Annotated in this window: 21 protein-coding genes and 1 pseudogene; 5 read left to right on the top strand and 17 right to left on the bottom strand. The window is 62.0% G+C overall.

Features of this window, described 5'->3' with window-relative positions; all coding sequences use genetic code 11:
• Positions 1 to 35 precede the first annotated feature (35 nt).
• The gene (gene ppk1, locus TU75_RS01800; RefSeq protein WP_003234848.1) at positions 36 to 2258 is read right to left on the bottom strand and encodes a polyphosphate kinase 1; all 2223 of its coding nucleotides are present in this window, start codon (positions 2256 to 2258) and stop codon (positions 36 to 38) included.
• Between the two features lie 18 nt (positions 2259 to 2276).
• Positions 2277 to 3290, bottom strand: a complete 1014-nt coding sequence (hemB, locus tag TU75_RS01795) for a porphobilinogen synthase (RefSeq protein ID WP_003234850.1) — start codon at positions 3288 to 3290, stop codon at positions 2277 to 2279.
• 208 nt (positions 3291 to 3498) lie between these two features.
• Here hemB and TU75_RS01790 point away from each other — a divergent pair, with 208 nt between their 5' ends.
• Both TU75_RS01790 and elbB read left to right on the top strand, forming a co-directional pair.
• A complete protein-coding gene (locus TU75_RS01790; protein ID WP_015373267.1) occupies positions 3499 to 4140 on the top strand; it encodes a DedA family protein in 642 nt (213 codons plus the stop codon).
• A gap of 104 nt (positions 4141 to 4244) precedes the next feature.
• Positions 4245 to 4910, top strand: coding sequence for an isoprenoid biosynthesis glyoxalase ElbB (elbB, locus tag TU75_RS01785; protein ID WP_003234853.1), 666 nt, complete (start codon positions 4245 to 4247; stop codon positions 4908 to 4910).
• Positions 4911 to 4913: 3 nt separating this feature from the next.
• Here elbB and TU75_RS01780 read toward each other — a convergent pair whose 3' ends face one another.
• The 5 genes from TU75_RS01780 to TU75_RS01760 all read right to left on the bottom strand — a co-directional run bounded on the left by TU75_RS01780 (position 4914) and on the right by TU75_RS01760 (position 10883).
• On the bottom strand, positions 4914 to 5369 hold the full coding sequence (locus TU75_RS01780; RefSeq protein WP_060548050.1) for a YaiI/YqxD family protein: 456 nt from the start codon (positions 5367 to 5369) through the stop codon (positions 4914 to 4916).
• A 324-nt stretch (positions 5370 to 5693) separates the two neighbouring features.
• Positions 5694 to 7562, bottom strand: coding sequence for a cytochrome c/FTR1 family iron permease (locus tag TU75_RS01775; RefSeq protein WP_060548049.1), 1869 nt, complete (start codon positions 7560 to 7562; stop codon positions 5694 to 5696).
• Positions 7563 to 7703: 141 nt separating this feature from the next.
• Positions 7704 to 8336 (bottom strand): LysE family transporter, encoded by a 633-nt coding sequence (locus TU75_RS01770; protein WP_060548048.1) that lies wholly within the window; start codon positions 8334 to 8336, stop codon positions 7704 to 7706.
• Between the two features lie 73 nt (positions 8337 to 8409).
• Positions 8410 to 8973, bottom strand: a complete 564-nt coding sequence (locus TU75_RS01765; RefSeq protein ID WP_060548047.1) for a mechanosensitive ion channel family protein — start codon at positions 8971 to 8973, stop codon at positions 8410 to 8412.
• Positions 8973 to 10883 carry an ATP-binding cassette domain-containing protein gene (locus TU75_RS01760; RefSeq protein WP_060548046.1) on the bottom strand — a complete coding sequence of 637 codons (1911 nt, stop codon included), beginning with the start codon at positions 10881 to 10883 and terminating at the stop codon, positions 8973 to 8975. The genes TU75_RS01765 and TU75_RS01760 overlap by 1 nt, the downstream gene beginning before the upstream one ends.
• A 50-nt stretch (positions 10884 to 10933) precedes the next feature.
• Here TU75_RS01760 and TU75_RS01755 point away from each other — a divergent pair, with 50 nt between their 5' ends.
• On the top strand, positions 10934 to 11398 hold the full coding sequence (locus TU75_RS01755; protein WP_060548045.1) for a TIGR02444 family protein: 465 nt from the start codon (positions 10934 to 10936) through the stop codon (positions 11396 to 11398).
• On the opposite strand, the gene TU75_RS01750 is transcribed toward TU75_RS01755, so the two are convergent.
• Complete coding sequence (locus TU75_RS01750; protein WP_060548044.1) at positions 11395 to 12438, bottom strand: AlgP family protein; 1044 nt, start codon at positions 12436 to 12438, stop codon at positions 11395 to 11397. The genes TU75_RS01755 and TU75_RS01750 overlap by 4 nt on opposite strands.
• Positions 12439 to 12630: 192 nt before the next feature.
• Between TU75_RS01750 and TU75_RS01745 the strand changes: the two genes are divergently transcribed.
• Positions 12631 to 13308, top strand: coding sequence for an FKBP-type peptidyl-prolyl cis-trans isomerase (locus TU75_RS01745; protein ID WP_003234869.1), 678 nt, complete (start codon positions 12631 to 12633; stop codon positions 13306 to 13308).
• A gap of 49 nt (positions 13309 to 13357) precedes the next feature.
• Here TU75_RS01745 and TU75_RS01740 read toward each other — a convergent pair whose 3' ends face one another.
• From TU75_RS01740 to TU75_RS28440, 8 genes and pseudogenes are all read right to left on the bottom strand, one after another.
• Positions 13358 to 13816 carry an Rsd/AlgQ family anti-sigma factor gene (locus tag TU75_RS01740; protein ID WP_003231536.1) on the bottom strand — a complete coding sequence of 153 codons (459 nt, stop codon included), beginning with the start codon at positions 13814 to 13816 and terminating at the stop codon, positions 13358 to 13360.
• A gap of 209 nt (positions 13817 to 14025) precedes the next feature.
• On the bottom strand, positions 14026 to 14544 hold the full coding sequence (locus TU75_RS01735) for a disulfide bond formation protein B (RefSeq protein WP_003231537.1): 519 nt from the start codon (positions 14542 to 14544) through the stop codon (positions 14026 to 14028).
• Between the two features lie 236 nt (positions 14545 to 14780).
• A complete protein-coding gene (locus tag TU75_RS01730; protein WP_015373273.1) occupies positions 14781 to 16022 on the bottom strand; it encodes a heme biosynthesis protein HemY in 1242 nt (413 codons plus the stop codon).
• 5 nt (positions 16023 to 16027) lie between these two features.
• Complete coding sequence (locus TU75_RS01725; RefSeq protein ID WP_003231539.1) at positions 16028 to 17143, bottom strand: uroporphyrinogen-III C-methyltransferase; 1116 nt, start codon at positions 17141 to 17143, stop codon at positions 16028 to 16030.
• An 18-nt stretch (positions 17144 to 17161) separates the two neighbouring features.
• Positions 17162 to 17920, bottom strand: a complete 759-nt coding sequence (locus tag TU75_RS01720) for a uroporphyrinogen-III synthase (RefSeq protein ID WP_060548043.1) — start codon at positions 17918 to 17920, stop codon at positions 17162 to 17164.
• Positions 17917 to 18858 (bottom strand): hydroxymethylbilane synthase, encoded by a 942-nt coding sequence (gene hemC, locus TU75_RS01715; RefSeq protein ID WP_003231543.1) that lies wholly within the window; start codon positions 18856 to 18858, stop codon positions 17917 to 17919. Before hemC ends, TU75_RS01720 begins: the two co-directional genes overlap by 4 nt.
• Before the next feature lie 129 nt (positions 18859 to 18987).
• A complete protein-coding gene (locus TU75_RS01710; RefSeq protein ID WP_003231545.1) occupies positions 18988 to 19734 on the bottom strand; it encodes a LytR/AlgR family response regulator transcription factor in 747 nt (248 codons plus the stop codon).
• Positions 19731 to 19865 (bottom strand): annotated as a pseudogene (locus tag TU75_RS28440) (sensor histidine kinase); the annotation flags it as partial. The pseudogene TU75_RS28440 and the gene TU75_RS01710, both read right to left, overlap by 4 nt.
• A gap of 369 nt (positions 19866 to 20234) precedes the next feature.
• Here TU75_RS28440 and argH point away from each other — a divergent pair.
• On the top strand, positions 20235 to 21629 hold the full coding sequence (gene argH / locus TU75_RS01705) for an argininosuccinate lyase (RefSeq protein ID WP_003231547.1): 1395 nt from the start codon (positions 20235 to 20237) through the stop codon (positions 21627 to 21629).
• A 327-nt stretch (positions 21630 to 21956) separates the two neighbouring features.
• Here the strand turns inward: argH and TU75_RS01700 are convergent, their stop codons facing one another.
• Positions 21957 to 22616, bottom strand: coding sequence for a glutathione S-transferase family protein (locus TU75_RS01700; RefSeq protein WP_060548042.1), 660 nt, complete (start codon positions 22614 to 22616; stop codon positions 21957 to 21959).
• Positions 22617 to 22648: the final 32 nt, after the last annotated feature.

Here is a 22648-nt window from a genome sequence, read left to right as displayed (position 1 = left end):
TTGCCCCCTCCCACATTTTTTACACTGCGCCGGGTTTAGTTCACCGTCAGAATCGGGCTACCCAGCTTCTCCAGCAACGTCGCCTGCGCACTGCGCGGGTTCTGGTTGCCGGTTGGCGTGTTGCGCACGTAGCGGCCGTCCGACTGCAGGCTCCAGCTGTGGGTGTTATCGGTGAGATAACTCTCCAACTCTTTCTTGACCCGCATGATCAGCTTCTTGCCCTCTACCGGGAAACAGGTCTCCACGCGCTTGTCGAGGTTGCGCTCCATCCAGTCGGCGCTGGAGAGGAACATCTGTTCTTCGCCGCCGTTGAGGAAGTAGAACACGCGCGTGTGCTCCAGGAAGCGGCCAATGATCGAGCGCACATGGATGTTGTGCGACACCCCGACGATGCCCGGACGCAGGCAGCACATGCCGCGCACCACCAGGTCGATGCGCACGCCGGACTGGCTGGCCTTGTACAACGCGCGGATGATCTTCGGATCGGTCAGCGAGTTGAACTTGGCAATGATGTGCGCCGGCTTGCCGTCGAGGGCGAACTGGGTCTCCCGGGCAATCATGTCGAGCATGCCCTTCTTGAGCGTGAACGGCGCGTGCAGCAGCTTCTTCATGCGCAGGGTCTTGCCCATGCCGATCAACTGGCTGAATAACTTGCCGACGTCTTCGCACAAGGCGTCGTCGGAGGTCAGCAGGCTGTAGTCGGTATAGAGCTTGGCGTTGCCGGCGTGGTAGTTGCCGGTGCCCAAGTGGGCGTAACGCACGATTTCACCGGCTTCGCGGCGCAGGATCAGCATCATCTTGGCGTGGGTCTTGAAACCGACCACGCCATAGATCACCACCGCGCCGGCCGCTTGCAGGCGGCTGGCAAGCTGCAGGTTGGACTCTTCGTCAAAGCGCGCACGCAGTTCGATCACCGCCGTGACTTCCTTGCCATTGCGCGCAGCATCGACCAGGGCGTCGACAATTTCCGAGTTGGCGCCGGAACGGTACAGGGTCTGGCGCACGGCGAGCACATGCGGGTCCTTGGCCGCCTGGCGCAACAGGTCGACCACCGGCGTGAACGACTCGAACGGGTGCAGCAGCAGGATGTCCTGCTTGCTTACCACGCTGAAAATGTTTTCGCTGTTTTGCAGCAGTTTGGGGATCTGCGGCGTGAACGGCGTGTATTGCAGCTCCGGGTGACTGTCCAGGCCAGTGATGCTGAACAGCCGCGTGAGGTTGACCGGGCCATTGACCTGATACAGCTCGGACTCGGCCAGATTGAACTGCTTGAGCAGGTAATCCGACAGGTGTTTGGGGCAGGTGTCGGCCACTTCCAGGCGAACCGCGTCACCGTAGCGGCGCGAAAACAGCTCGCCACGCAGGGCGCGGGCAAGGTCTTCGACGTCTTCGGAGTCCAGTGCCAGGTCGGCGTTACGGGTCAGGCGGAACTGGTAGCAGCCCTTGACCTTCATGCCCTGGAACAGGTCATCGGCGTGCGCATGGATCATCGACGACAGGAATACATAGTTGTCGCCAGCGCCCCCCACCTCTTCCGGTACCTTGATGATGCGTGGCAACAGGCGCGGCGCGGGGATGATAGCCAGGCCCGAGTCGCGGCCGAACGCATCGATGCCTTCGAGCTCGACGATGAAGTTGAGGCTCTTGTTCACCAGCAACGGGAACGGGTGCGTCGGGTCGAGGCCGATGGGGGTGATGATCGGCGAAATCTCGTCGCGGAAATAGCGACGCACCCAGGTCTTGATCTTGGTGGTCCAGTGACGACGACGGATGAAGCGAACCTGATGCTTCTCCAGCTCCGGCAACAGGATGTCGTTGAGGATCGCGTATTGGCGGTCCACATGACCGTGCACCAGCTCGCTGATGCGCGCCAGCGCCTGGTGCGGCTGCAGGCCGTCGGCGCCGGCCTGTTCGCGGGCGAAGGTGATCTGCTTCTTGAGGCCGGCCACGCGGATCTCGAAGAACTCGTCCAGGTTGCTGGAGAAGATCAGCAGGAACTTGAGCCGCTCCAGCAACGGGTAGGACTCATCCAGCGCCTGTTCCAGCACGCGGATGTTGAATTGCAGCTGCGACAGCTCGCGGTGGATGTACAGGCTGCTGTCATCCAGGTTGGTCACCGCGGCCACCGGGGCCGGCGCAGGCGCATCGGCGACCACGGCAGGCGGGGCCGGCTCGAACTCCGGCGGGGTCTCGGCGACTTGTTCAACCACCGGATGAGCGTCTTTTACGGCAACTTCGGTAAGTCCTTCGGTATTCATCGCGTGTTCCTGTGAGGGCTATTGTTGCTCTCGAAGCAATTGGGCTGCGCGGGCGGCAAAATAGGTCAGGATGCCATCGGCCCCGGCACGTTTAAAGGCAGTCAGGGATTCCAGGATGACCCCTTCACTCAACCATCCATTCTGTATTGCCGCCATGTGCATGGCGTATTCGCCGCTGACCTGATAGACAAAGGTCGGCACCTTGAATTCCTGTTTGACCCGGTAAAGGATGTCCAGATACGGCATGCCGGGCTTGACCATCACCATGTCGGCGCCTTCGGCCAGGTCGGCCGCCACTTCGTGCAGGGCCTCATGGCTGTTGGCCGGGTCCATCTGGTAGGAGGCCTTGTCGGCCTTGCCCAGATTCAGCGCCGAGCCCACCGCATCGCGGAACGGGCCGTAATAGGCGCTGGCGTATTTGGCCGAGTAGGCCATGATCCGCACATTGACGTGGCCGGCCAGCTCCAGGGCTTCGCGGATCGCCTGAATGCGACCGTCCATCATGTCCGACGGTGCCACTACCTGGGCGCCTGCGGCGGCGTGGGACAAGGCCTGCTTGACCAGCGCATCGACGGTGATGTCATTCTCTACATAACCGTCCTGGTCAAGAATGCCGTCCTGGCCGTGGGTGGTGAACGGGTCAAGCGCCACGTCGGTGATGATACCCAACTGTGGGAAACGCTCGCGCAAGGCGCGGGTGGCGCGCTGCGCAATGCCCTGCGGGTTCCAGGCTTCGGCGGCATCCAGGGATTTGAGTTCAGGCGGCGTCACGGGAAACAGCGCCAGCGCCGGGATCCCCAGTTCAACCCACTGCACCGCTTCTTCAAGCAGCAAGTCAATGCTCAAGCGCTCCACACCCGGCATCGACGCCACGGCCTCCCGGCGGTTTTCACCGTCGAGCACAAATACCGGCAGGATCAGGTCATTCGTCGTCAGCACATGTTCGCGCACCAGGCGGCGAGAAAAATCATCACGACGATTGCGACGCAGACGAGTGGCGGGGAACAGGCGGTTGGCAGGGGTAAAGCTCACGACAGACTCCTGAGCCCGCGTTTCGCGGGCGAGCGTTGCAGTTATAAGCGGCCATTATGACGAAGGAATGACAGTTGTGCTTATCGACGCGACCTGTAGGCACATTCGTCATTCACGTAGGAATTGTTCACTTCGTGACACATCTCGATACTTTCATGAATCTTCGTGAAGGCGTAGGCTGCGCGTTCATTTCGCCAGCACCCAGACCATGCTTCAACAATTTCTGCATGACTTCGGCTACTTTGCCCTCTTCCTCGGCACGTTCTTCGAAGGTGAGACCATTCTGGTACTCGCAGGCTTCCTGGCGTTCCGTGAATACATGGACATCAAACTGGTGGTGGTCGTGGCCTTTTGCGGCAGCTACGCCGGTGACCAGCTTTGGTATTACATGGGCCGCAAGCACGGCCGTAAATTGCTGGCGCGCAAGCCGCGCTGGCAATTGATGGGCGACAAGGCGCTGGAGCACATCCGCAGGCACCCGGATATCTGGGTGCTGAGCTTCCGCTTCGTCTACGGGTTGCGCACGGTGATGCCCGTGGCAATCGGCCTGTCTGGCTACCCGCCGCTGCGCTATCTGATCCTCAACGGCATTGGCGCGGCGATCTGGGCTGCCGCGCTGGGTGCTGCGGCTTACCACTTTGGCGCGGTGCTCGAAGGCATGCTGGGCAGTGTGAAGAAATACGAGCTGTGGGTGCTCGGCGCTCTGCTCCTGCTGGGCGTTGTGCTGTGGCTGCGACGCCGCTTCAAGAACGCGCGCATCGCCCGCGAAGAATGCGCCCAGGCCAAAGCCCGAGAGGCGGCCGAAACCGCGTCGATCGAAGCGCCTGTCGAGCAAACCGAGTCCAAATAATGAACACCCCGCCGCCGTTGCGATCCATCTAGAGAGCGTTCCGTGCGGGGGGTGCCGGTTACCCGTCAATCGTCACCCAACGCCACTAACCAGGAGAAATGCCCATGAGCAAAAAAATTGCAGTGATCCTTTCCGGCTGTGGCGTGTACGACGGCGCAGAGGTCCAGGAAAGCGTGATCACCCTGCTGCGCCTGGATCAGCGCGGCGCTCAGGTCCAATGCTTCGCTCCGGATATTGCGCAGTTGCACGTGATCAATCACCTCACGGGCGAAGAGATGCCCGAGTCGCGCAATGTGCTGGTGGAGTCGGCGCGCATCGCCCGTGGCGAGGTCAAGGATATCGGTAAGGCCAACGCCGCCGACTTCGATGCGCTGATCGTGCCGGGCGGCTTTGGCGCAGCGAAGAACCTGTCGAATTTCGCCGTGGAAGGCGCCGCTTGCAGCGTCAACCCGCAGGTACTGGCACTGGCCGAAGCCTTTGCCGAAGCCGGCAAACCGGTGGGCCTGATCTGTATCTCGCCAGCCCTCGCCGCGAAAATCTACGGCCCGGGCGTGATCTGCACCATCGGCACGTGCGCCGACACCGCCGCCGCCCTCGACAAGATGGGCGCCACGCACCAGGAGTGCGCGGTGGAAGATATTGTCGAGGACAACGCGCGCAAGCTGGTAAGCACACCGGCCTACATGCTCGGCAAGAACATCAGTGAAGTGGCCTCGGGCATCAACAAGCTGGTGGATCGCGTGCTGGAACTGACCCACGAGAACGACTGACGGTCAGGACTGGCGCATCAATCGGGTCAGGATACGGTCCAGTGAATTGGCGAACGCCTGCTTGTCCTTATCGCTATGGGGCGCTGGCCCGCCGCCCATCTGACCCTGTTCGCGCAGGTCGGTGAACAGGTTGCGCACCGCCAGCCGTTCGCTCATGTTGGCCGGGCTGAATTCCTTGCCACGCGGGTCAAGGGCCGTGACGCCCTTTTTCACCAGACGATCGGCCAGCGGCACGTCGCTGCAAATCACCAACTCGCCCGGCGCGGCGTGTTCCACCAGGTAGTCGTCCGCCGCATCCGGCCCGCTGGGCACCACGACCAGCTTCACGCAAGCAAAGCCTGGCTTGATCTGACTCTGCCCGGCCACCAAAACCACTTCGAACTGGCGCTTGAGGGCAAACTTCACCACTTGATCCTTGGCCGCCCGAGGGCAGGCGTCGGCATCGATCCATACGCGCATACACCATCTCCAACACAAAATAACGTGCAGGCAGCCACATTCCCGTGGCGAGCGGGCTTGCCCGCGTTGGGGTGCGAAGCGCGCCCAATCCAGCAGAACGTGGTGTACCTGATACGGCTCAGCGCCTGGTTTTGGGGCTGCTGCGCAGCCCAGCGCGGGGCAAGCCCGCTCGCCACAACAAGCCTGCTCGCCACAGGGAATCTGCGCTTAACTGAACGGCATTAGGGCAAGCCCACTAGCCACAACAAGTCTACTTGCCACAGAGCTTCCAGTTTACTGCGCGACAGCGCCAAGCCGAAGACCTGGCGGAGCCTCCCCCATTTTTTACCGGCTGCGACGGTACAACACCACAATCGCCAGGATAGCCACCGCCTGCGCGCTCAACGAATACGCGTCGGCGTGAATCCCCAACCAGTCGAACTCAAAGAACGCCACCGGCCGTGTGCCGAATACACCGGCTTCCTGCAGCGCCTTGACGCCATGCCCGGCGAACACCACCGACAGCGCGCACAGCAATGCGGCGTTGATGCCGAAAAACAGCGCCAGCGGCAATTTGGCCGAACCGCGCAGGATCACCCAGGCCAGGCCCACCAACAACACCAGCGCCGTGGCACCACCGGCCAGCACCGCGTTATGCCCGGCCGGGCCTGCCTGCAGCCACAGGGTTTCGTAGAACAGGATCACCTCGAACAGCTCGCGGTATACCGAGAAGAACGCCAGCAGCGCAAAGCCGAACCGTCCGCCGCCGCCCACCAGGCTGCTCTTGATGTAGTCCTGCCAGGCCGCTGCGTGACGGCGGTTGTGCATCCACACGCCGAGCCACAGCACCATCACGCTGGCGAACAGCGCCGTGCAACCTTCCAGCAGTTCGCGCTGGGCACCGCTGACGTCGATCACGTACGCCGCCAATGCCCAGGTGGCGAGGCCGGCCACCAGCGCCAGGCCCCAGCCCACGTTGACACTGCGCACCGCCGATTGCTGACCGGTATTGCGCAGGAACGCGAGGATCGCCGCCAGCACCAGAATCGCTTCCAGGCCTTCGCGCAGCAGAATCAACAGGCCGGAGATATAGCTCAACGACCAGCTCAAGCCGTCACTGCCAAGCAGGCCGGCGGATTCGCCGAGCTTGCCTTTGGCCACGTCCAGGCGCTGCTGCACTTGCTCAACCGGCAGGCCGTCCTGCAACGACTGCCGATAGGCCATCAGGGCTTTCTCGGTGTCCTTGCGCACGTTGGCGTCGACGTTGTCCAGCGAGCTTTCCACCAGCTCGAAGCCTTCCAGATAAGCCGCGACGGACAAGTCGTAGGCCTGTTCGTGGTCACCGTTACGGAACGCGGCGATGCTCTTGTCCAGCGTGGTGGCGGTGTACTCAAGCAATTGCGCGGGGCCACGGGCGACCTGTGGCGGCTGCGCACGCTGGGCGCGGAAGGTCGCGGCGGCGGCCGGGCCGCTGGTGGTCAGCACCTCATTGGGCGTCTGGCGGGCCAGGTCGGCGAGGTTGAAGGGCTGCCCGCTCTTGGCGGCGGTCGGGTCGGCGGTGAAGCCCGTGAGGTAGGTGGCCAGATCCCAACGCTGACGGTCGTCCAACTGATCGGCGAACGACGGCATATCGGTGCCTTCGATACCCAGGCCGAGGGTGTTGTAGATCGCGTAGAGGCTCAGACGATCGAAACGCGCCGCGTCGCGCAGGTCGCCAGGCGCAGGCTCCATGCCCAGCGAGGCCGGGCCGTCCCCGGCACCGGTCGCGCCGTGGCACACCGAGCAATGCTGAGCGTAGAGCGGTGCGCCGCGCGCCGGGTCCGGCGTAATGGCCGGTGCCTGGCTGACTTCATAGGCCACCGCCAGCCTGGCGCCTAATTGACGGGCCTGGCGCGCGACGGTGGCGCCGTCTGCACGGGCGCTGACAGCGGCCAGCAACTGGTCGACGCCCGTGACCAATTCGGCGCGTTCGGGCTTTTGCGGCAACTGCGCGACCAGACCCTGCAAGGCGCTGATAGACGCCACCTGCGCCTGGTAGGACGTTGAATCCACCCCCTCACCCGACGCTACGGTCGATGGGTAGTCGGCGCTAACGTAGTCCAGCAGATGCAAGGCTTGCGAGGCACCTTCGGCGGTGGCAGCCAGCAGATTCAGGCTGCACGACATCAACCCCGGCAACAGCAGCCAGGCGAGAAAACGGAAGGGGGCGGTCATGAATGAATCTCAGGGGGAAATACGAAGTAACACTATTGTTCAGCTTTAACCGATTGGACTCAAGCTTATTTGGCACCCGCCGCAAACCCATGTGGGAGGGGCTTTGCCCCCTCCCACAGGTTGATCTGTGTTTAGTGCACGTTATGCCGTGGCGCGATGCAGGCTGGCGAGGAAGCCCGCCGCGCCCACGAACAGCCCGGCGAACGTGCGGTTCACACGTTTCTGCTGGGTGGGCGTGCGCAACAGGCGCAGCACTTTCGCGGCCAGCCCGGTGTAACCGGCCATTACGATCATGTCGACGCTGATCATGGTCGCGCCAATGATCAGATACTGGATGGCCAGAGGCGCGTGAGGGTTCACGAACTGCGGCAGCACCGCCAGCATGAACACCAGCGCCTTGGGATTGCTCGCATTGACCAGGAACCCGCGAAACATCATCGCCATCGGCTTGCCGATCTGGCGCGGAGTGGCGTCATCGGTGAGGTCCATGGGCAAGGCGCGCCATTGTTTGATGGCGAGGTAGACGAGATACGCCACGCCAAACCATTTGATCGCATAGAACGCGGTGGACGACGTCGCCAGAATGGCACCCAGGCCCCCAGCCACCACGGCAATCTGCATCGCCAGGCCCAGTTGCAGGCCAATGGCGTTCCAGTAGCCGCGCGCAAAACCGTATTGCAGGCCGCTGGACATCGAGGCGATAGCGCCCGCGCCGGGGGAGAGGGAGATGATCCAACTGGCGAGAAAAAACGCCAGCCATGTGTCGAGTGCCATTGCACACCTCAAGGGAGAGTTTGCTGTTGGGCCTTAAGCTAACTCCGCCGAATGAAGGCTGGCTATCAGTTTTTTACAGCGGCGAGATATTGCCGGGCCAGCGCCGCACCGAGCGCTGGAAGAACAGGCTGTTGGGCACTTGCACGATGGCGCCGTTGGTGCCCGCCTCTTCCACTTCGACCAGCGTGGTGTAAAGCAGGTTGATCGCCACCACGCGGCCTTTCACGCCGGGCTTGTCGACGGTGTCCACCAGCTCGACGATGTCACCCAGGCGAAACGGTCCGACGGTAAAGATCAAAATCGCGCACAGCAGGTTGGACAGCACCGACCACATGGCGAAGAACGCCACAGCCGCCACGGCCACGAACCCTGACAACGCCGTCCACAGCACGGTGGCGGACACGCCCAGCCGGCCCAGCACGAAGATCAGCGCGCTGCCCATGATCAGCCAGCGCAGCCCCCCGCGCAGGGGCATCAGCAATTGGGGCGGGAACGGGTAGCGCTCACCCAGGCGAGTCAGGCCCTTGGCGACGAAGCGCTGGGCAAAATAGCCGGCCAGCAGGATGAGCAGAATTTGCACACCGATCCAGATCGGCGCCACCCATTGCGCCGGCAGCGGCAGTTGCAGCGCGTCCATCAGGACAGCGCCTCCAGCTCCGCTTGCAGGGATTCCAGCAGTTCGAGGGCTTCCATCCAGGCGTCCTCCAACTGGCCTTCACGCACCTTGAGTCTGGCCTGCTCGGCCAACAGGTCGCGCAACTCATCCTTGCGTGCGGCCTCGTACACGGCACTGTCACCCAGGCTGGCTTCGATGCTGGCCAGACGCTCGTGCACCTTGCCCAATTCGGCTTCCAGCTTGTCGGCTTCGCGCTTGTGCGGCGCCAACTGCTGGCGCAAGGCGGCGGCGGCCTGGCGCTGGGCTTTCTTGTCGGTCTTGTCCGGGTTGACCGGCGTGTTGCTGGCCGGCGCGTTGCGCAGACGGTAATCGGTCAGCCAGCGTGCGTAGTCATCCAGGTCGCCGTCGAACTCCTCGACCTTGCCGTCAGCCACCAGCAGGAAGTTATCGGTGGTGCTCTTGAGCAAGTGGCGGTCGTGAGACACCACCAGAACCGCACCGCTGAATTCCTGCAGCGCCATGGTCAGCGCCAGGCGCATTTCCAGGTCCAGGTGGTTGGTCGGTTCGTCGAGCAGCAGCAGGTTCGGCCGGTCCCAGGCGATCAGGGCCAGGGCCAGGCGGGCCTTTTCGCCGCCGGAAAAGTTCAGCACTGGCTCATCGATGCGCGCGCCACGGAAGTCGAAACCGCCGAGGAAATCGCGCAGGACCTGTTCGCGTTCGGTCGGCGCCAGGCGCTGCAGGTGCAGCAACGGGCTGGCCTTCGCATCGAGCGAGTCGAGCTGGTGCTGGGCGAAGTAGCCCACCACGGTGTTTTCGCCGCGGGTGAGGCGGCCAGACAGCGGCGAGAGCTCACCTGACAAGTTCTTGATCAGCGTCGACTTGCCCGCGCCGTTGGGGCCAAGCAAACCGATGCGGGCACCCGGCGTGAGCTGCAGCCGGACCTTCTCCAGGATGGTCTTGTCGCCATAACCCAGGCGTGCATCCGAGAGGTCCAGCAGCGGGCTGGAGATTTTCACCGACTCGCGGAACACGAAGTCGAACGGCGAATCGACGTGGGCCGCCGACAGTTCCTCCATGCGCTCCAGGGCCTTGATCCGGCTCTGGGCCTGGCGCGCCTTGGTGGCCTGGGCCTTGAACCTTGCGATGTAGCTTTCCATGTGCGCACGCTGCGCCTGTTGCTTCTCGAACGCCTGTTGCTGCTGGGCCAGGCGTTCGGCGCGTGCGCGTTCGAACGCAGTGTAGCCGCCACGGTAGAGGGTGATTTTTTTCTGTTCGACGTGGGCGATATTGTCGACCACGGCGTCAAGGAAATCCCGGTCGTGGGAAATCAGCAGCAAGGTGCCCTGGTAGTTCTTGAGGAAGTCTTCCAGCCACAGGATCGCATCGAGGTCCAGGTGGTTGGTCGGCTCATCGAGCAGCAACAGGTCGGAGGGGCACATCAGCGCCTGGGCCAGGTTCAGGCGCATGCGCCAGCCGCCGGAGAAGTCGGCGACCGGGCGGTCCATCTGTTCGTTGGCAAAACCCAGGCCGGCGAGCATTTTGCGCGCGCGGGCGTCGGCGGTGTAGCCATCGGCACTGTCGAGCTCCGAATGCAGGCGGGCCTGGGCGGCACCGTCCTGGGCTTTCTCGGCCTCGGCGAGGTCGTGTTGCACCTGGCGCAGACGCAGGTCGCCATCGAGCACGTAGTCGATCGCAATGCGGTCCAGGGTGTCGATCTCCTGGCGCATATGGGCGATGCGCCAGTCGGCCGGCAGCAGGCAGTCCCCGGAATCCGGGGTCAGCTCACCGAGCAACAGCGCGAACAACGTGGATTTGCCGGCGCCATTGGCACCGATCAGACCGGCTTTGTGACCGGCGTGCAGGGTTAGCTCGGCGTCTTCAAGAAGACGTTGCGGGCCACGCTGTAATGTTAGGCTTTGAAGTCGGATCATAATGGCGGCGGAGTCTACCAGCTTCGTTGGCCGCTGGCTTGGGTGTGAATATGTGCGCTGACCTGTGGAGCTTTGCCCTCTCGACCTACGCTCGCCCCGGCGTCGAGGCCGCGTGCCTGCACTTGCAGGAGCGCGGCGCGGATGTGTGCCTGTTGCTGTGTGGCGCGTGGCTGGAAGCTCGCGGTGTGGCGCCGGTGGCCGAACGTCTGGAGGCATTGCAGCAGCTTGCTCGTCCGTGGCGCCAACAGGTTGTAGAGCCGTTGCGACAGCTACGTGTTCAATGGCGCGACCTGGCGCAGCTGGACGATCAACTGGAGACGTTACGCACGGGGGTCAAAGCGCTGGAATTGGAAGCGGAACGAGCACTGCTGACGCGCCTGGAACAACTGGCGCAGGGCTGGCCGAAGGATGGGGCGAGGGGTCAATACGGATGGCTGGAAGGCCTGGCGACCGAAGTCGCCAACCTTGACCACAACGCGCTACAGACACTGCGCGTGGTGGTTGCCAGCACTTAGGACGCGCTGGTTGGCGTGGCGCTTGGCGCTACCGGTGCAGAGGTGCTGCTGGCCGGTGCGGTTGGAGCGGTGGAAGCTGTTGACGTAGCGGCCGATGCAGCGGGCTTGGCCGGTGCTGGTTTTGCAGCGGCAGGCTTGGCGGCTGGTTTGGCAGCAGTCGTTTTAGCAACTGGCTTGGCAGCTGGTTTCGCAGCAGTCGTTTTAGCAGCAGGCTTGGCGGCTGGTTTCGCAGCAGCCGTTTTAGCAGCAGGCTTGGCGGCTGGTTTCGCAGCAGCGGTTTTGGCAACTGGTTTGGCGGCTGGTTTGGCAGCAGCAGTTTTAGCGGCTGGCTTGGCAACCGGTTTTGCAGCAGCGGTTTTAGCGGCTGGCTTGGCGGCTGGTTTGGCAGCAGCGGTTTTAGCGGCTGGCTTGGCAACCGGTTTTGCAGCAGCGGTTTTAGCGGCTGGCTTGGCGGCCGGTTTTGCAGCAGCAGTTTTGGCAACTGGCTTGGCAGCAGCGGTTTTGGCGGCTGGCTTGGCGGCTGGTTTTGCAACAGCGGTTTTGGCAACTGGCTTGGCAGCGGTTTTAGCCGGTGCCTTCGCTGCAACAGCCTTGCTCGCAGGCTTTTTAGCCGTGCTTGCTGCAACCGCTTTGGCTGGCGTACGCGCACCCAGGGCCTTGGCTACGGCTTCTTTCACACGACCAACGCCCTGGGCCAGTTTCAGGCTTTCCTGAGCGTCTTTTTTCAGTTGGGAAATGTAGGTGCGGGTCTCAGCCTGGCGATCTTTGAGAGCGTCCAGCAAGTCCTCGAGTTCTTTGACTGCGTCTTTGGCCTTGGCTTGCGCCTTGGACTTGCCGGCAGTGGCGGCGTCTTGCAGTTTGGTGCGGGATTTGTGCAGCTTTTCTTGCGCTTTGCCGCGTTGTTTTTCCAGTTTGGCGAGCAGTTTTTCTGCATCGGCCAAGGCCTGGGCACAAGCGCTTTCCAGATGTTCGAGCAGGCTGCCCGACAGTTGTTGGAGCAAATGCAACGGGGTATTAACAGGCTTCTGTTTGGCCGACATGGTTTACCTCCTGACTGACGTGGGTGCGGCTCATACTAGCCCTCTGCTCTTACCGCCGCTAGCGCATGTTGACAGTATCGATTGACTTGCGTTGCGCCCTGCGAAAATTCTTATCGACCTGACCGGAATCCACGACACTTTTTACCCTTCCACGCTGGCATAATCCGTCGCACTTTCGGCGGGAGCATACCCATGTCGCGTTACCTTTTTCTTGTGCTTGGCTTGATGGTTGGCGGGGCTGACGCGAGCGAGCAATCGCCGCCCGGCGCTGCAAGCCAAGACCAGCATGACCTCGCGTACAGCCTGGGCGCCAGTCTTGGTGAACGGCTACGCCAGGAGGTCCCCGACCTGCAGATACAGGCATTGATCGACGGCCTCAAACAAGCCTATCAAGGCAAGCCGTTGGCGCTGGACAGCGCGCGTATCGAAAAACTGCTTGCCCAGCACGAGGCACAAACTGAAGCCGATGCGCAGGCGCCTCAAAGTGAAAAGGCGCTGGCCGCAGAGCAACACTTTCTCGCCAGGGAAAAAGCCGCGCCCGGTGTGCGCGAATTGGCGGACGGAATCCTGCTCACGGAGCTGACGCCGGGCACCGGCAACAAACCGGCAGCCAGCGACCAGGTACAGGTCAAATACGTGGGTCGTTTGCCCGATGGCACGGTGTTCGATCAGAGCACGCAGCCGCAGTGGTTTCGACTGGACAGCGTGATCAGCGGCTGGCGCAGTGCGTTGCAGCAGATGCCGGTGGGCGCAAAATGGCGCCTGGTGATTCCCTCGGCGCAGGCCTATGGCGCTGACGGTGCGGGTGAGTTGATCGCGCCCTACACGCCGCTGGTGTTTGAGATCCAATTGTTGGGCACGCGTCATTGAGCCAAAAAAAACGGTGCGACATGCGCACCGTTTTTGTTACCACCAAGGTTCAGGCCTGGGTAACAGCCTCGTCCTTGTGAGCGTTGTGCAGCACTTCGATCAGGCAATCTTCCAGTTCGAAACGCTCATGCAACAGTGCGCCCAGCTCTTTGAATTTTTCAGCAACACATTTGCCCGCATCACACAGGTCGTTGAAGGCAACAAGCTTCTCAGTGATCGCGTCGAGGCGAGGATACAGCGTGTCTGCCAGCTCCAACCCTCTTTCATCACCGAAAGCTTCTGCTTCCTTGGTCAATTGATCGTAGACGCCGAAATGGCCGGCTGACACGTAGTCCATCAGCACACCGCAGAAGTCCTGCAGCAATTCGCCGTTCTCGGCCAGCGCGTCGGGCTTGGCGCCAAGCGCATCAAAGGAGCGAATCAATTCGTGACGCGCCTTCAACCAGCTGTCTATCAGCTTGTGCACCCCACCCCAGCGCTCCTGGGCATTCCGGCAACTTTCCAACATGATGATCTCTCTTCCCTAGGGGATGCGTTCGCCTTGTGCCGCGCAACACTCAACGGTGAAGCGCCGGCCATACAAAGCTGCAACTGACAATCGGTTTCGATAACGCGTGCGGGCCAGATTATGCCCGCATGACTATGGCTTCAAGGTACGCAGGACAGAAAGTTCATACAAGCGTTTAATCCCGTCCTACGAATCGCCCTGCCCCGTCGCTACCTCGCGACAACTGCTCGGCGACTGAACAACAGCGGTGAAAACTGCAGGATGCCCAGGATCAGCATCGCTACGAAAAACAACAGGCTCCACTCTGGAAGGCTCAGGTCAAACAGTGTCCAGTTGATCTCGACGCAATCGACGGTGCCCCTGAACGTCAGTTGCAACGCCTGCCATGGCGACAGGTTTTCAATCATGTATTGCAGGTTCGGCCAGCAGTCGCCGGTCTGCTCCGGTGCGGCATTCTGCAGCAGCACCTGGCGCGCGGCGGTAACGGCACCGAGTACTGCGCAGCTCATGCTCGCCAGGCCGTAGAGGTAGCTGGCAGAACGCTTTGGATTATGGAGCGCGGCGACCAGATTGATCAGCATGAAGGTCGCCAGCAGAATGCGTTGCACCTGGCACAGGAAACAAGGCCGCAGCAACGCGCCGTACTCAAGATAAAAAGACGCACCCAACGTCAGCGCACCGGCCACGAAGGCCAGAAGAAACAAGGAGCGTGAAGGGGCCAAAGACATTGTTATCCGTACCGCAAGAGATAGGTCGTTACGGTAGAGGAAAGTCCTGCCGCCTTTCAATACGCGCCGGGGCAGACAATTCCGCGAGAACGCAGGGATATGCCGTCAGACCCTGGATGACTTCAAGAAGCTGTCAGTAGGAATTTACTACACAGCGACCTGAACCCAGGTTTTACGCGGCAATCGATGGGTTGGCCCTCAGAATCGCCTGAACCAACCCACATCATCTTTCCTACTTAAAACGTTGCAGGGACTGGCAAGGGTGACGCCAGAAGGCGGCTGTCCAGCAAGCCCAGCCCTTCCTGGAACAATTGATTGCTGCGCTCGGTATCACCCAGTTGAGCCAACAGGCGTGCCAATTCAGCGCAGGCTTCAGGATTGCGCTGCACCTGCAGACTGCTTTCCAGATAGTCACGCGCCTTGCCCCACAGACTGTTCTGCAGGCACAGGCGACCCAATGTCAGCAACAGGCTGGCATCAGCGGGATGGTCCTTGAGCCAGCCTTCTGCAAACTTCAATTGCCGTGCCGGATCGCTGCCGCGCAGCAAACCGTAGAGTCGGATCAGATGACTGTCATAGCCGCGCTTGATGGCACCACGCAAGGCTTCCTCGGCTTGCGCATCAGCACCCAGCTGGCGCAGTTGCTCAGCGTAGGCCAATACCAGTTGCGGCTCCTGACGCTGGGCGGAAGTCAGCTGTTGCCAAGCCCGCTCAAGCGACTGCAACCCCGCTTCGCCCTGCTCTTCGCGCTGAACGGCCAGCCCCAGGTTTTCACCCCAGGCGCGGCGCTCCAGCTCGGCCAACTCGGCAGCAGGCAGCACCTTGTCCTTGCGTAACTCGGGCAGCAACCGGATCACCGATGACCAATCGCCGCGCTGCTGATGCAGACGCTGCAACTGACGCAGCACCTGCGCGTTGTGAGGATGACGCTCATGCATGGCCTGCAGGGTGGTCAGCGCGCCTTCGGTATCGCCGCGATCCATCTGCAACTGTGCATGGCTCAGGGCGACCGCCAGTTCGGCTTGGGGCTGACGCTCCAGCGCGCGCTCCAGCAGGCTGTCGCACTCTTCATAACGCCCTTGCTCGTTGGCGGCACGGGCGGCGCCGAGGTAGTACAGCAATGGCTGGCGCTCTGCCTCGGCTGCGCGGTGCAGGTGGCGCTCGGCGCTGGCCCAACGGCCTTCGGCGAGGTCCATCTGACCTTGTTCGATTGCAATCTGCACGCGACGGCTGCGATTACGCCGCGACCACGGGTTGACCACACCGCTGGAGGTCATCACCAGACTCAGCAATAGCCGCAGCAGGTAGATCACCAGACCGATCACAAAGATCGCGACCAACGTGGCCCACAGGCTCGACTCGTAATGCAGCAGGTGCGGATAGGTAATCAGCACGTAGCCGGTGTGTTTCGAAATGCCCACGGCCAGAGCGAGGGCAATGGCAATCGCCAGCACCAGGATCACATAGAAACGCTTCATCGGCTCTACTCCTGGGTCGCCGGCTTGCTCGCCGACGCCTTGGCCTCATCGGCAGACAAATGACGACGCTCGAGGTAGGCCTGCACGGCAGCCAGACTCGCCGCCAGGTCCGGTGTCACCACCGAGACAGCCTTGGGCTCAAGCTCGGCGATACGCGCCAGCATGGCCTTGCTCTGCGGATTGTCCTGATTGAAGTTATCCTGCAACACGCTGCGCGCCTCACCCAGCGAGCGGCTGTACACCGCCGATTCGCCATTGAGTGCTGCCCATTGCGCCTGCTCCAGGGCCAGGCTCAGGGCCAGCCGCACCTGGTTCAGGCCTTGACCTGCCAGCAATGGGCGAATCGTGTCGTCAGGGTTGAAGTTGATGCGGAAGTAACGGGAAATCTGTTCCCACCACTGGCTCAGGCGATTTTGCGTATCGTCGGTAGGACGCCCTTGGGAGGCGGGCTCGGTGAGTGAGTACTCCGGCGCGATGGCCGACAGTTGCACCACTTGGTCACGCAGTGCTGCCAATTGCAGGTACAACCCGGTGCGGTCCGGTTGCTCGGTGCTGCGCAGTGCCGCCAGGCTCTTGGCCAATTGTTCACGGGCGGCGTAGGCACCCGGATCGCTCTGTTCGCGCAGGATTTCGTCGGCACCCTGGACCAGCGACTGGGCACTGTTGATGTCCTGCAGAGCGGACAGGCGCAGGCTCGCCAGACGGATCAGGTGCTCGGCTTCAGCCAGGCGCCAATCCTTGCGGCTGGCGCCCAGCACGGTTTCCAAGCGCTGGTTCAGACGCTGCTGATCACCCTGCAATTGGGCAACCAGACGTCGACGCTCTTCCAGCTCATCCGCAGCCGGTAATTGTGCCAGGCGCGAGGCCAGTTGCTGCTGGCTTTGCTTGAGGCTCTGGGACTGGTCATCAAGGGTCTGCACCTGGCCCAGCTGTTGCTGGCTGCTGGCTTGCAGTGCACGCACCTGCCACACCCCCCAGCCGCCAACGGCAACGCCTGCGGCACCGAGCAGCAAGGCGACGATTGCCAGGCCATTACCACGGCGTGGCGCGGTAACCGGTGTCTCCACCGGCGCATCGAGCGCGGGCTGAGTCTCATCTTTAGGCAAGGCTGTTTCGCTCACGTATCCGTCCTTTGCGTATCAGAGAGTGGGAACGGGATAACTCCGTAACGCCACTAACAACGCCGCGGCACTCGCGCCGCGACAATCCACAACTTTTTCTGCGCCAGCAGCCTGCGCCATCTCACAGACTCGCGGGCTGGGCACGAACAAAGGCAACTGCGCCACCAGCGGCCAATCAGCGCCCGCCAGGGCCTGCAGGTGTGTAAAACCCTGCCCACTGCTGACCACCAGCCCGTTCAAGCGTTCCAACCGGATGCGTTGCATCAGCACGCCCGAATCATAGGTCGGAAGAAAACGCCGATACAATTCCAGATAGTCGACACTAGCACCTCTGGCGCGCAAACACTGCGCGAGTAACTCCCTTCCGCCTTCGCCGCGCAGGATCAACACCCTTGCACCGAGGCGCGCGACAGCGGCCTGCAAGGCGGGCAATGCGAGCAAGGCTTCACTGTCATCGCCGGTTTGCGGACAGTGCACCGTGAGCCCCTGATCGGCCAGCACCTGCGCCGTCGCGGCCCCCACGCTGAACCACGGCACTTGCCGCCAATGAGGCTGAAGCTGTTGCAGGGCAATGCGTGCGGCCGGCTTGCTCACCACGATGATCGCGCAATAGCGGCCCAGGTCGCGAAACACCGCCTGCTGCTCGGATGTGACGGGCAACGGTTCGATGTCCAGCAAGGGCAGGCTGCTGCTGAAAATACCGGCGGCGGCCAGCGACGCCGCCAGGGCCGTCGATTCCTCGGCCGGCCGCGTCAGCAGCACACGCCAGCCGCTCACTGCGGCCCGGCCTCGCCGTAGACTTTTTGCAGAATGGCGCCAGCGCCTTTTTCGAGCAGCTCTTCGGCCACCTGGATGCCTAGCGCCGTTGCCTCATGTTGCGGTCCGCGCGTCTCGGCGGTGAGCAGCAAGCCACCGTCCGGGTCGCCAACCAGCCCGCGCAACCACAGGTTTTCGCCCTCAAGCACCGCGTAGCAGGCGATGGGCACCTGGCAACCGCCATTGAGATGTTTGTTCAGGGCGCGCTCGGCGGTGACCCGCACCTCGGTGTCCTGGTGATCCAGCGGCTTGAGCAGCGCATGGATTTCACTGTCGGCGGTACGGCACTCGATGCCCACCGCGCCCTGTCCGCCGGCAGGCAGGCTGTCTTCGACGCTGATCGCCGAGGTGATGCGGTCTTCGAAGCCCAGGCGGATCAAGCCGGCCGCCGCCAGGATGATCGCGTCATATTCACCGGCGTCCAGCTTGGCCAGGCGCGTGTTGACGTTGCCCCGCAGAAAGCGGATTTGCAGGTCCGGGCGACGCGTGAGCAACTGGGCCTGACGGCGCAGGCTCGATGTGCCGACGATACTGCCAAGGGGCAGCTCATCCAGGGATGCATAGGTATTGGAGACGAACGCATCACGCGGGTCTTCACGCTCGCAGATACAAAAAAGGCCCAAGCCTTCAGGGAAGTCCATGGGCACATCTTTCATCGAATGCACGGCAATGTCGGCGTGGTTTTCCAGCAGTGCGGTTTCCAGTTCCTTGACGAACAGCCCCTTGCCGCCAATTTTGGACAGTGGCGAATCGAGCAGCTTGTCGCCGCGACTGACCATGGGCACCAGGCTCACCTTGAGGCCCGGATGGGCCAGTTCAAGGCGGGCCTTGACGTATTCGGCCTGCCACAAGGCCAGGGCACTTTTACGGGTGGCGATGCGGATTTCGCGAAGAGACATTGAACAATCCGTACTGGGTAGATACGGCAGATAATAACAGCTCAGGCCAATACGCTTTGACTTGAATCAGCACGCGCGGGGCCTCCCTGACCGCGTCGCACCTGAATCAGCAATGCAGGCAACGCCTGGCTAAAGCTGCTGCATCATCTTGCGCACACCAGCGACATGGCGCCGACTCACGATCAACGCATCGCCATTGAGCCCTTTGAGGAACAGTTGAAAGTGCCCCAGCGGCGTGCGCTGCAAACGCTCGATACGCTCACGGGCAACCAGCGCGTTGCGATGGATGCGCACGAAGCGATCGCCGAACTCATCCTCAAGCGCCTTGAGCGGCTCATCGAGTAACACTTCGCCGGCCTCGTGACGCAAGGTCACGTACTTGTGATCCGCAATAAAATAGACCACCTGGTCCAGGGGAATAAGTTCGATGCCTTTGCGGGTGCGTGCGCTGATGTGACTGCGCGGCCCGTTACCGCTTTGAGCGGCAGGCTGAGTCAGGGCAGACAGTTGGAGGCGGTTCGGGCGCTCGGCTTTTTTCAGGGCCTTGAGCAGGCCTTCGCCGGCCACGGGCTTGGTCAGAAAGCTCACACCGCTGTCTTCCAGGGTCTGCGCAGAAAACTCTTCCTCGGCCGCGCACAGCACCACCGCCGGGGGTGATTCGCGCTCGCTCAGGCGGGCCGCGACTTGCAGGCCATCAAGGCCAGGCATGCGGATATCGAGCAGCACCACATCGGGCTTGAGGCTGTCGATCAGCGTCAACGCCTCTTCGCCGGTGGTGGCGCTCGGCTCCAGGACGGTATAACCCTCGAGCTCTTTGACCAGACGGCTCAGACGCTCGCGGGCTTGGGGTTCGTCATCAACGATCAGGACATTCATATTGCGCTGGATTCCTGCGTGAGTCTCGCACAAGGATAGCGTAGACAGGTGCGGTGACTTGCGTCACAGCGATCCACGCTAAGACTGGTGCGAACGGCAAAAAGTGCCCCGGCAGCGGCACCCATGTTTACCCGGACCTGTTCACTAGCGCCCAGGACCTGCTGCCTCCGGGCATCGTCGTGGGGTTTGCTGATACACAATCCGAATACCCTCTTTTTCAATAGACAGTCAGGCTCTGACCGCATCACCCGACTTTGGTGCATTCGTACACTGTCAGTCCAACTGTAGACGCTCGCCAAGACGATATTGCTCAATCGTCAAATATCGTATCAATAAGCCCGCGCTTGCAGTCTCGTCCCGGACGCGGTCGTCGGCAAGGCGCTTAGCCACCTCTGACGCAAATAAAAATGCCGATCACCCGCAGCACCGCCTCCACGGGCAACCCTGTTATTATCGGCGCCACACTCCAAGCCTCTTTCAAGCAGACCACGAGCGAATCCATGAGCACCGACAAGACCAACCAGTCCTGGGGCGGCCGCTTCAGTGAACCCGTCGACGCCTTCGTCGCCCGCTTCACCGCCTCCGTAAATTTCGACCAGCGTCTGTACCGCCACGACATCATGGGCTCCATCGCCCATGCCACGATGCTGGCCAAGGTCGGCGTACTGACTGACGCCGAGCGCGACAGCATCATCGACGGCCTGACCACCATTGGCGGCGAGATCGAAGCCGGCACATTCGACTGGCGCGTCGACCTGGAAGACGTGCACATGAACATCGAAGCGCGCCTCACGGATCGCATCGGCGTGACCGGCAAGAAGCTGCACACCGGCCGCAGCCGTAACGACCAGGTAGCCACCGATATCCGCCTGTGGCTGCGCGACGAAATCGACCTGATCCTGGCTGAAATCACCCGTCTGCAAAAGGGTCTGCTGGAACAGGCCGAACGTGAATCGGACACCATCATGCCCGGTTTCACCCACCTGCAAACCGCGCAGCCAGTGACCTTCGGCCACCACCTGCTGGCCTGGTTCGAAATGCTCAGCCGCGACTACGAGCGCCTGGTGGATTGCCGCAAGCGCGCCAACCGCATGCCGCTGGGCAGCGCTGCGCTGGCCGGCACCACGTACCCCATCGACCGCGAGTACACCGCTCAGCTGCTGGGTTTTGATGCGGTGGGTGGCAACTCTCTGGACGGCGTGTCGGACCGTGACTTCGCCATCGAATTCTGCGCCGCCGCCAGCATCGCGATGATGCACCTGTCGCGGTTCTCCGAAGAGCTGGTGCTGTGGACCAGTGCGCAATTCCAGTTCATCGACCTGCCGGACCGCTTCTGCACCGGCAGCTCGATCATGCCGCAAAAGAAAAATCCCGACGTACCCGAGCTGGTGCGTGGCAAAAGCGGCCGCGTATTCGGCGCGCTGATGGGCCTGTTGACCCTGATGAAAGGCCAGCCTCTGGCCTACAACAAGGACAATCAGGAAGACAAGGAGCCGCTGTTCGACGCCGCCGACACCCTGCGCGATTCGCTGCGCGCGTTCGCCGACATGATCCCGGCCATCAAGCCCAAACACGCAATCATGCGTGAAGCGGCCTTGCGCGGTTTCTCCACCGCGACAGACCTGGCGGACTATCTTGTGCGCCGTGGCCTGCCGTTCCGTGACTGCCACGAAATCGTCGGGCATGCTGTGAAGTATGGCGTGGACAGCGGCAAGGACCTGGCGGAAATGAGCCTGGAAGAACTGCGCCAGTTCAGCGACCAGATCGAGCAGGACGTGTTCGCCGTGCTGACCCTGGAAGGTTCGGTGAATGCGCGCAACCACATCGGCGGCACCGCGCCGGCACAGGTGAAAGCTGCGGTCACGCGCGGCCAGGCATTGCTCGCCAGCCGCTGAGAACAGTGCAGGCAAGCAGCTCCCACCCTGGAATGCAGTCCAGGTGTGGGAGGGGCTTGCTCCCGATGGCGTCGGCCCAGCAAACATTGATGTTGACTGACGCACCGCTCCCACAGTTAAGGAAAACGTGTGGGCTTATTGTGGCAAGCGGGCTTGCCCCGCGTTAGGGTGCGAAGCGCCCCCAATCCAGCAAAACGCGGTGTACCTGATACGGCTTAGCGCCTGGTTTTGGGGCTGCTGCGCAGCCCAACGCAGCACAAGCCTGCTCGCCACAGGGAATTTGCGCTTAACTGAACGGCATCAGGGCTTGCCCGCTCTCACACTGGATTACTTCTTCGCCGCTATCATCGCCAGAAACGCCGGCATCGCCGCCTGCCGGTCTGCCTCGACCTTTCGCGCATTCGGCATATCGTTCAGCCGCTCAAGCAGCGCCTTCGCCATTGGTAATTCGGCCAGCAAATCCAGGCCAAACAGCTTCTCGCCCACGCCACATGCCAGGTTCAAGCTGTACATGAAATACAGGTCGGCAATCGTGAAGCTCTCCCCCGCGACATAAGGCGCAAACTTGCCGTGACGCCCCAGAGAACCAACGCCCAACAGTAACTCGGCGCGGGATTTTTCCTTGATCGCCTCCGGCACCGTCATGCCAAAAAATGCCTCGGCGAAACATGCGCGGGCGGGCAACTCGATGTACAGCTCGATTTCCCGACACAGCGCCAGCACCTGGGCCCGCGCGAAGGGGTCGCCCGGCAGCAGCGCCGGCCCTTCCTGGGTTTGCTCGATGTATTCGAGAATCACGCTGGTTTCGTTGATAAAACCCTGTTTCACCTCCAGCACCGGCACCTTGCCGCGCGGGCTGACCGTCAGGGTCTCCTCCGTTTGCCCAGCGTAAAAAGGCACTTCTTCAAAGGGCAATCCCTTTTCCAACAGCGCCAGCTTGACCATGTTGTAGTAGTTGCTGACCGAAAATCCGTAAAGCTTGAGCATCGCAAAGCCTCCAGGCCGTGTGCGGGGTTGGC

Source organism: Pseudomonas poae (assembly GCF_001439785.1).
Taxonomy (GTDB): domain Bacteria; phylum Pseudomonadota; class Gammaproteobacteria; order Pseudomonadales; family Pseudomonadaceae; genus Aquipseudomonas; species Aquipseudomonas poae.
The sequence above is the reverse complement of the archived record's forward strand: the minus strand, read 5'-3'. Positions and strand labels throughout refer to the sequence as shown.

Bases quoted from the DNA above. Each gene is read 5' to 3' on its own strand.
- TU75_RS01745 (WP_003234869.1), top strand. From the start codon at position 12,631: ATGTCGCGTTACCTTTTTCTTGTGCTTGGCTTGATGGTTGGCGGGGCT.
- elbB (WP_003234853.1), top strand. From the start codon at position 4,245: ATGAGCAAAAAAATTGCAGTGATCCTTTCCGGCTGTGGCGTGTACGAC.
- TU75_RS01770 (WP_060548048.1), bottom strand. From the start codon at position 8,336: ATGGCACTCGACACATGGCTGGCGTTTTTTCTCGCCAGTTGGATCATC.
- argH (WP_003231547.1), top strand. From the start codon at position 20,235: ATGAGCACCGACAAGACCAACCAGTCCTGGGGCGGCCGCTTCAGTGAA.
- TU75_RS01760 (WP_060548046.1), bottom strand. From the start codon at position 10,883: ATGATCCGACTTCAAAGCCTAACATTACAGCGTGGCCCGCAACGTCTT.
- TU75_RS01700 (WP_060548042.1), bottom strand. From the start codon at position 22,616: ATGCTCAAGCTTTACGGATTTTCGGTCAGCAACTACTACAACATGGTC.
- TU75_RS01775 (WP_060548049.1), bottom strand. From the start codon at position 7,562: ATGACCGCCCCCTTCCGTTTTCTCGCCTGGCTGCTGTTGCCGGGGTTG.
- TU75_RS01750 (WP_060548044.1), bottom strand. From the start codon at position 12,438: ATGTCGGCCAAACAGAAGCCTGTTAATACCCCGTTGCATTTGCTCCAA.
- TU75_RS01780 (WP_060548050.1), bottom strand. From the start codon at position 5,369: ATGCGCGTATGGATCGATGCCGACGCCTGCCCTCGGGCGGCCAAGGAT.
- TU75_RS01765 (WP_060548047.1), bottom strand. From the start codon at position 8,973: ATGGACGCGCTGCAACTGCCGCTGCCGGCGCAATGGGTGGCGCCGATC.
- ppk1 (WP_003234848.1), bottom strand. From the start codon at position 2,258: ATGAATACCGAAGGACTTACCGAAGTTGCCGTAAAAGACGCTCATCCG.
- hemC (WP_003231543.1), bottom strand. From the start codon at position 18,858: ATGTCTCTTCGCGAAATCCGCATCGCCACCCGTAAAAGTGCCCTGGCC.
- TU75_RS01740 (WP_003231536.1), bottom strand. From the start codon at position 13,816: ATGTTGGAAAGTTGCCGGAATGCCCAGGAGCGCTGGGGTGGGGTGCAC.
- TU75_RS01730 (WP_015373273.1), bottom strand. From the start codon at position 16,022: ATGAAGCGTTTCTATGTGATCCTGGTGCTGGCGATTGCCATTGCCCTC.
- TU75_RS01710 (WP_003231545.1), bottom strand. From the start codon at position 19,734: ATGAATGTCCTGATCGTTGATGACGAACCCCAAGCCCGCGAGCGTCTG.
- TU75_RS01735 (WP_003231537.1), bottom strand. From the start codon at position 14,544: ATGTCTTTGGCCCCTTCACGCTCCTTGTTTCTTCTGGCCTTCGTGGCC.
- TU75_RS01790 (WP_015373267.1), top strand. From the start codon at position 3,499: ATGCTTCAACAATTTCTGCATGACTTCGGCTACTTTGCCCTCTTCCTC.
- TU75_RS01755 (WP_060548045.1), top strand. From the start codon at position 10,934: ATGTGCGCTGACCTGTGGAGCTTTGCCCTCTCGACCTACGCTCGCCCC.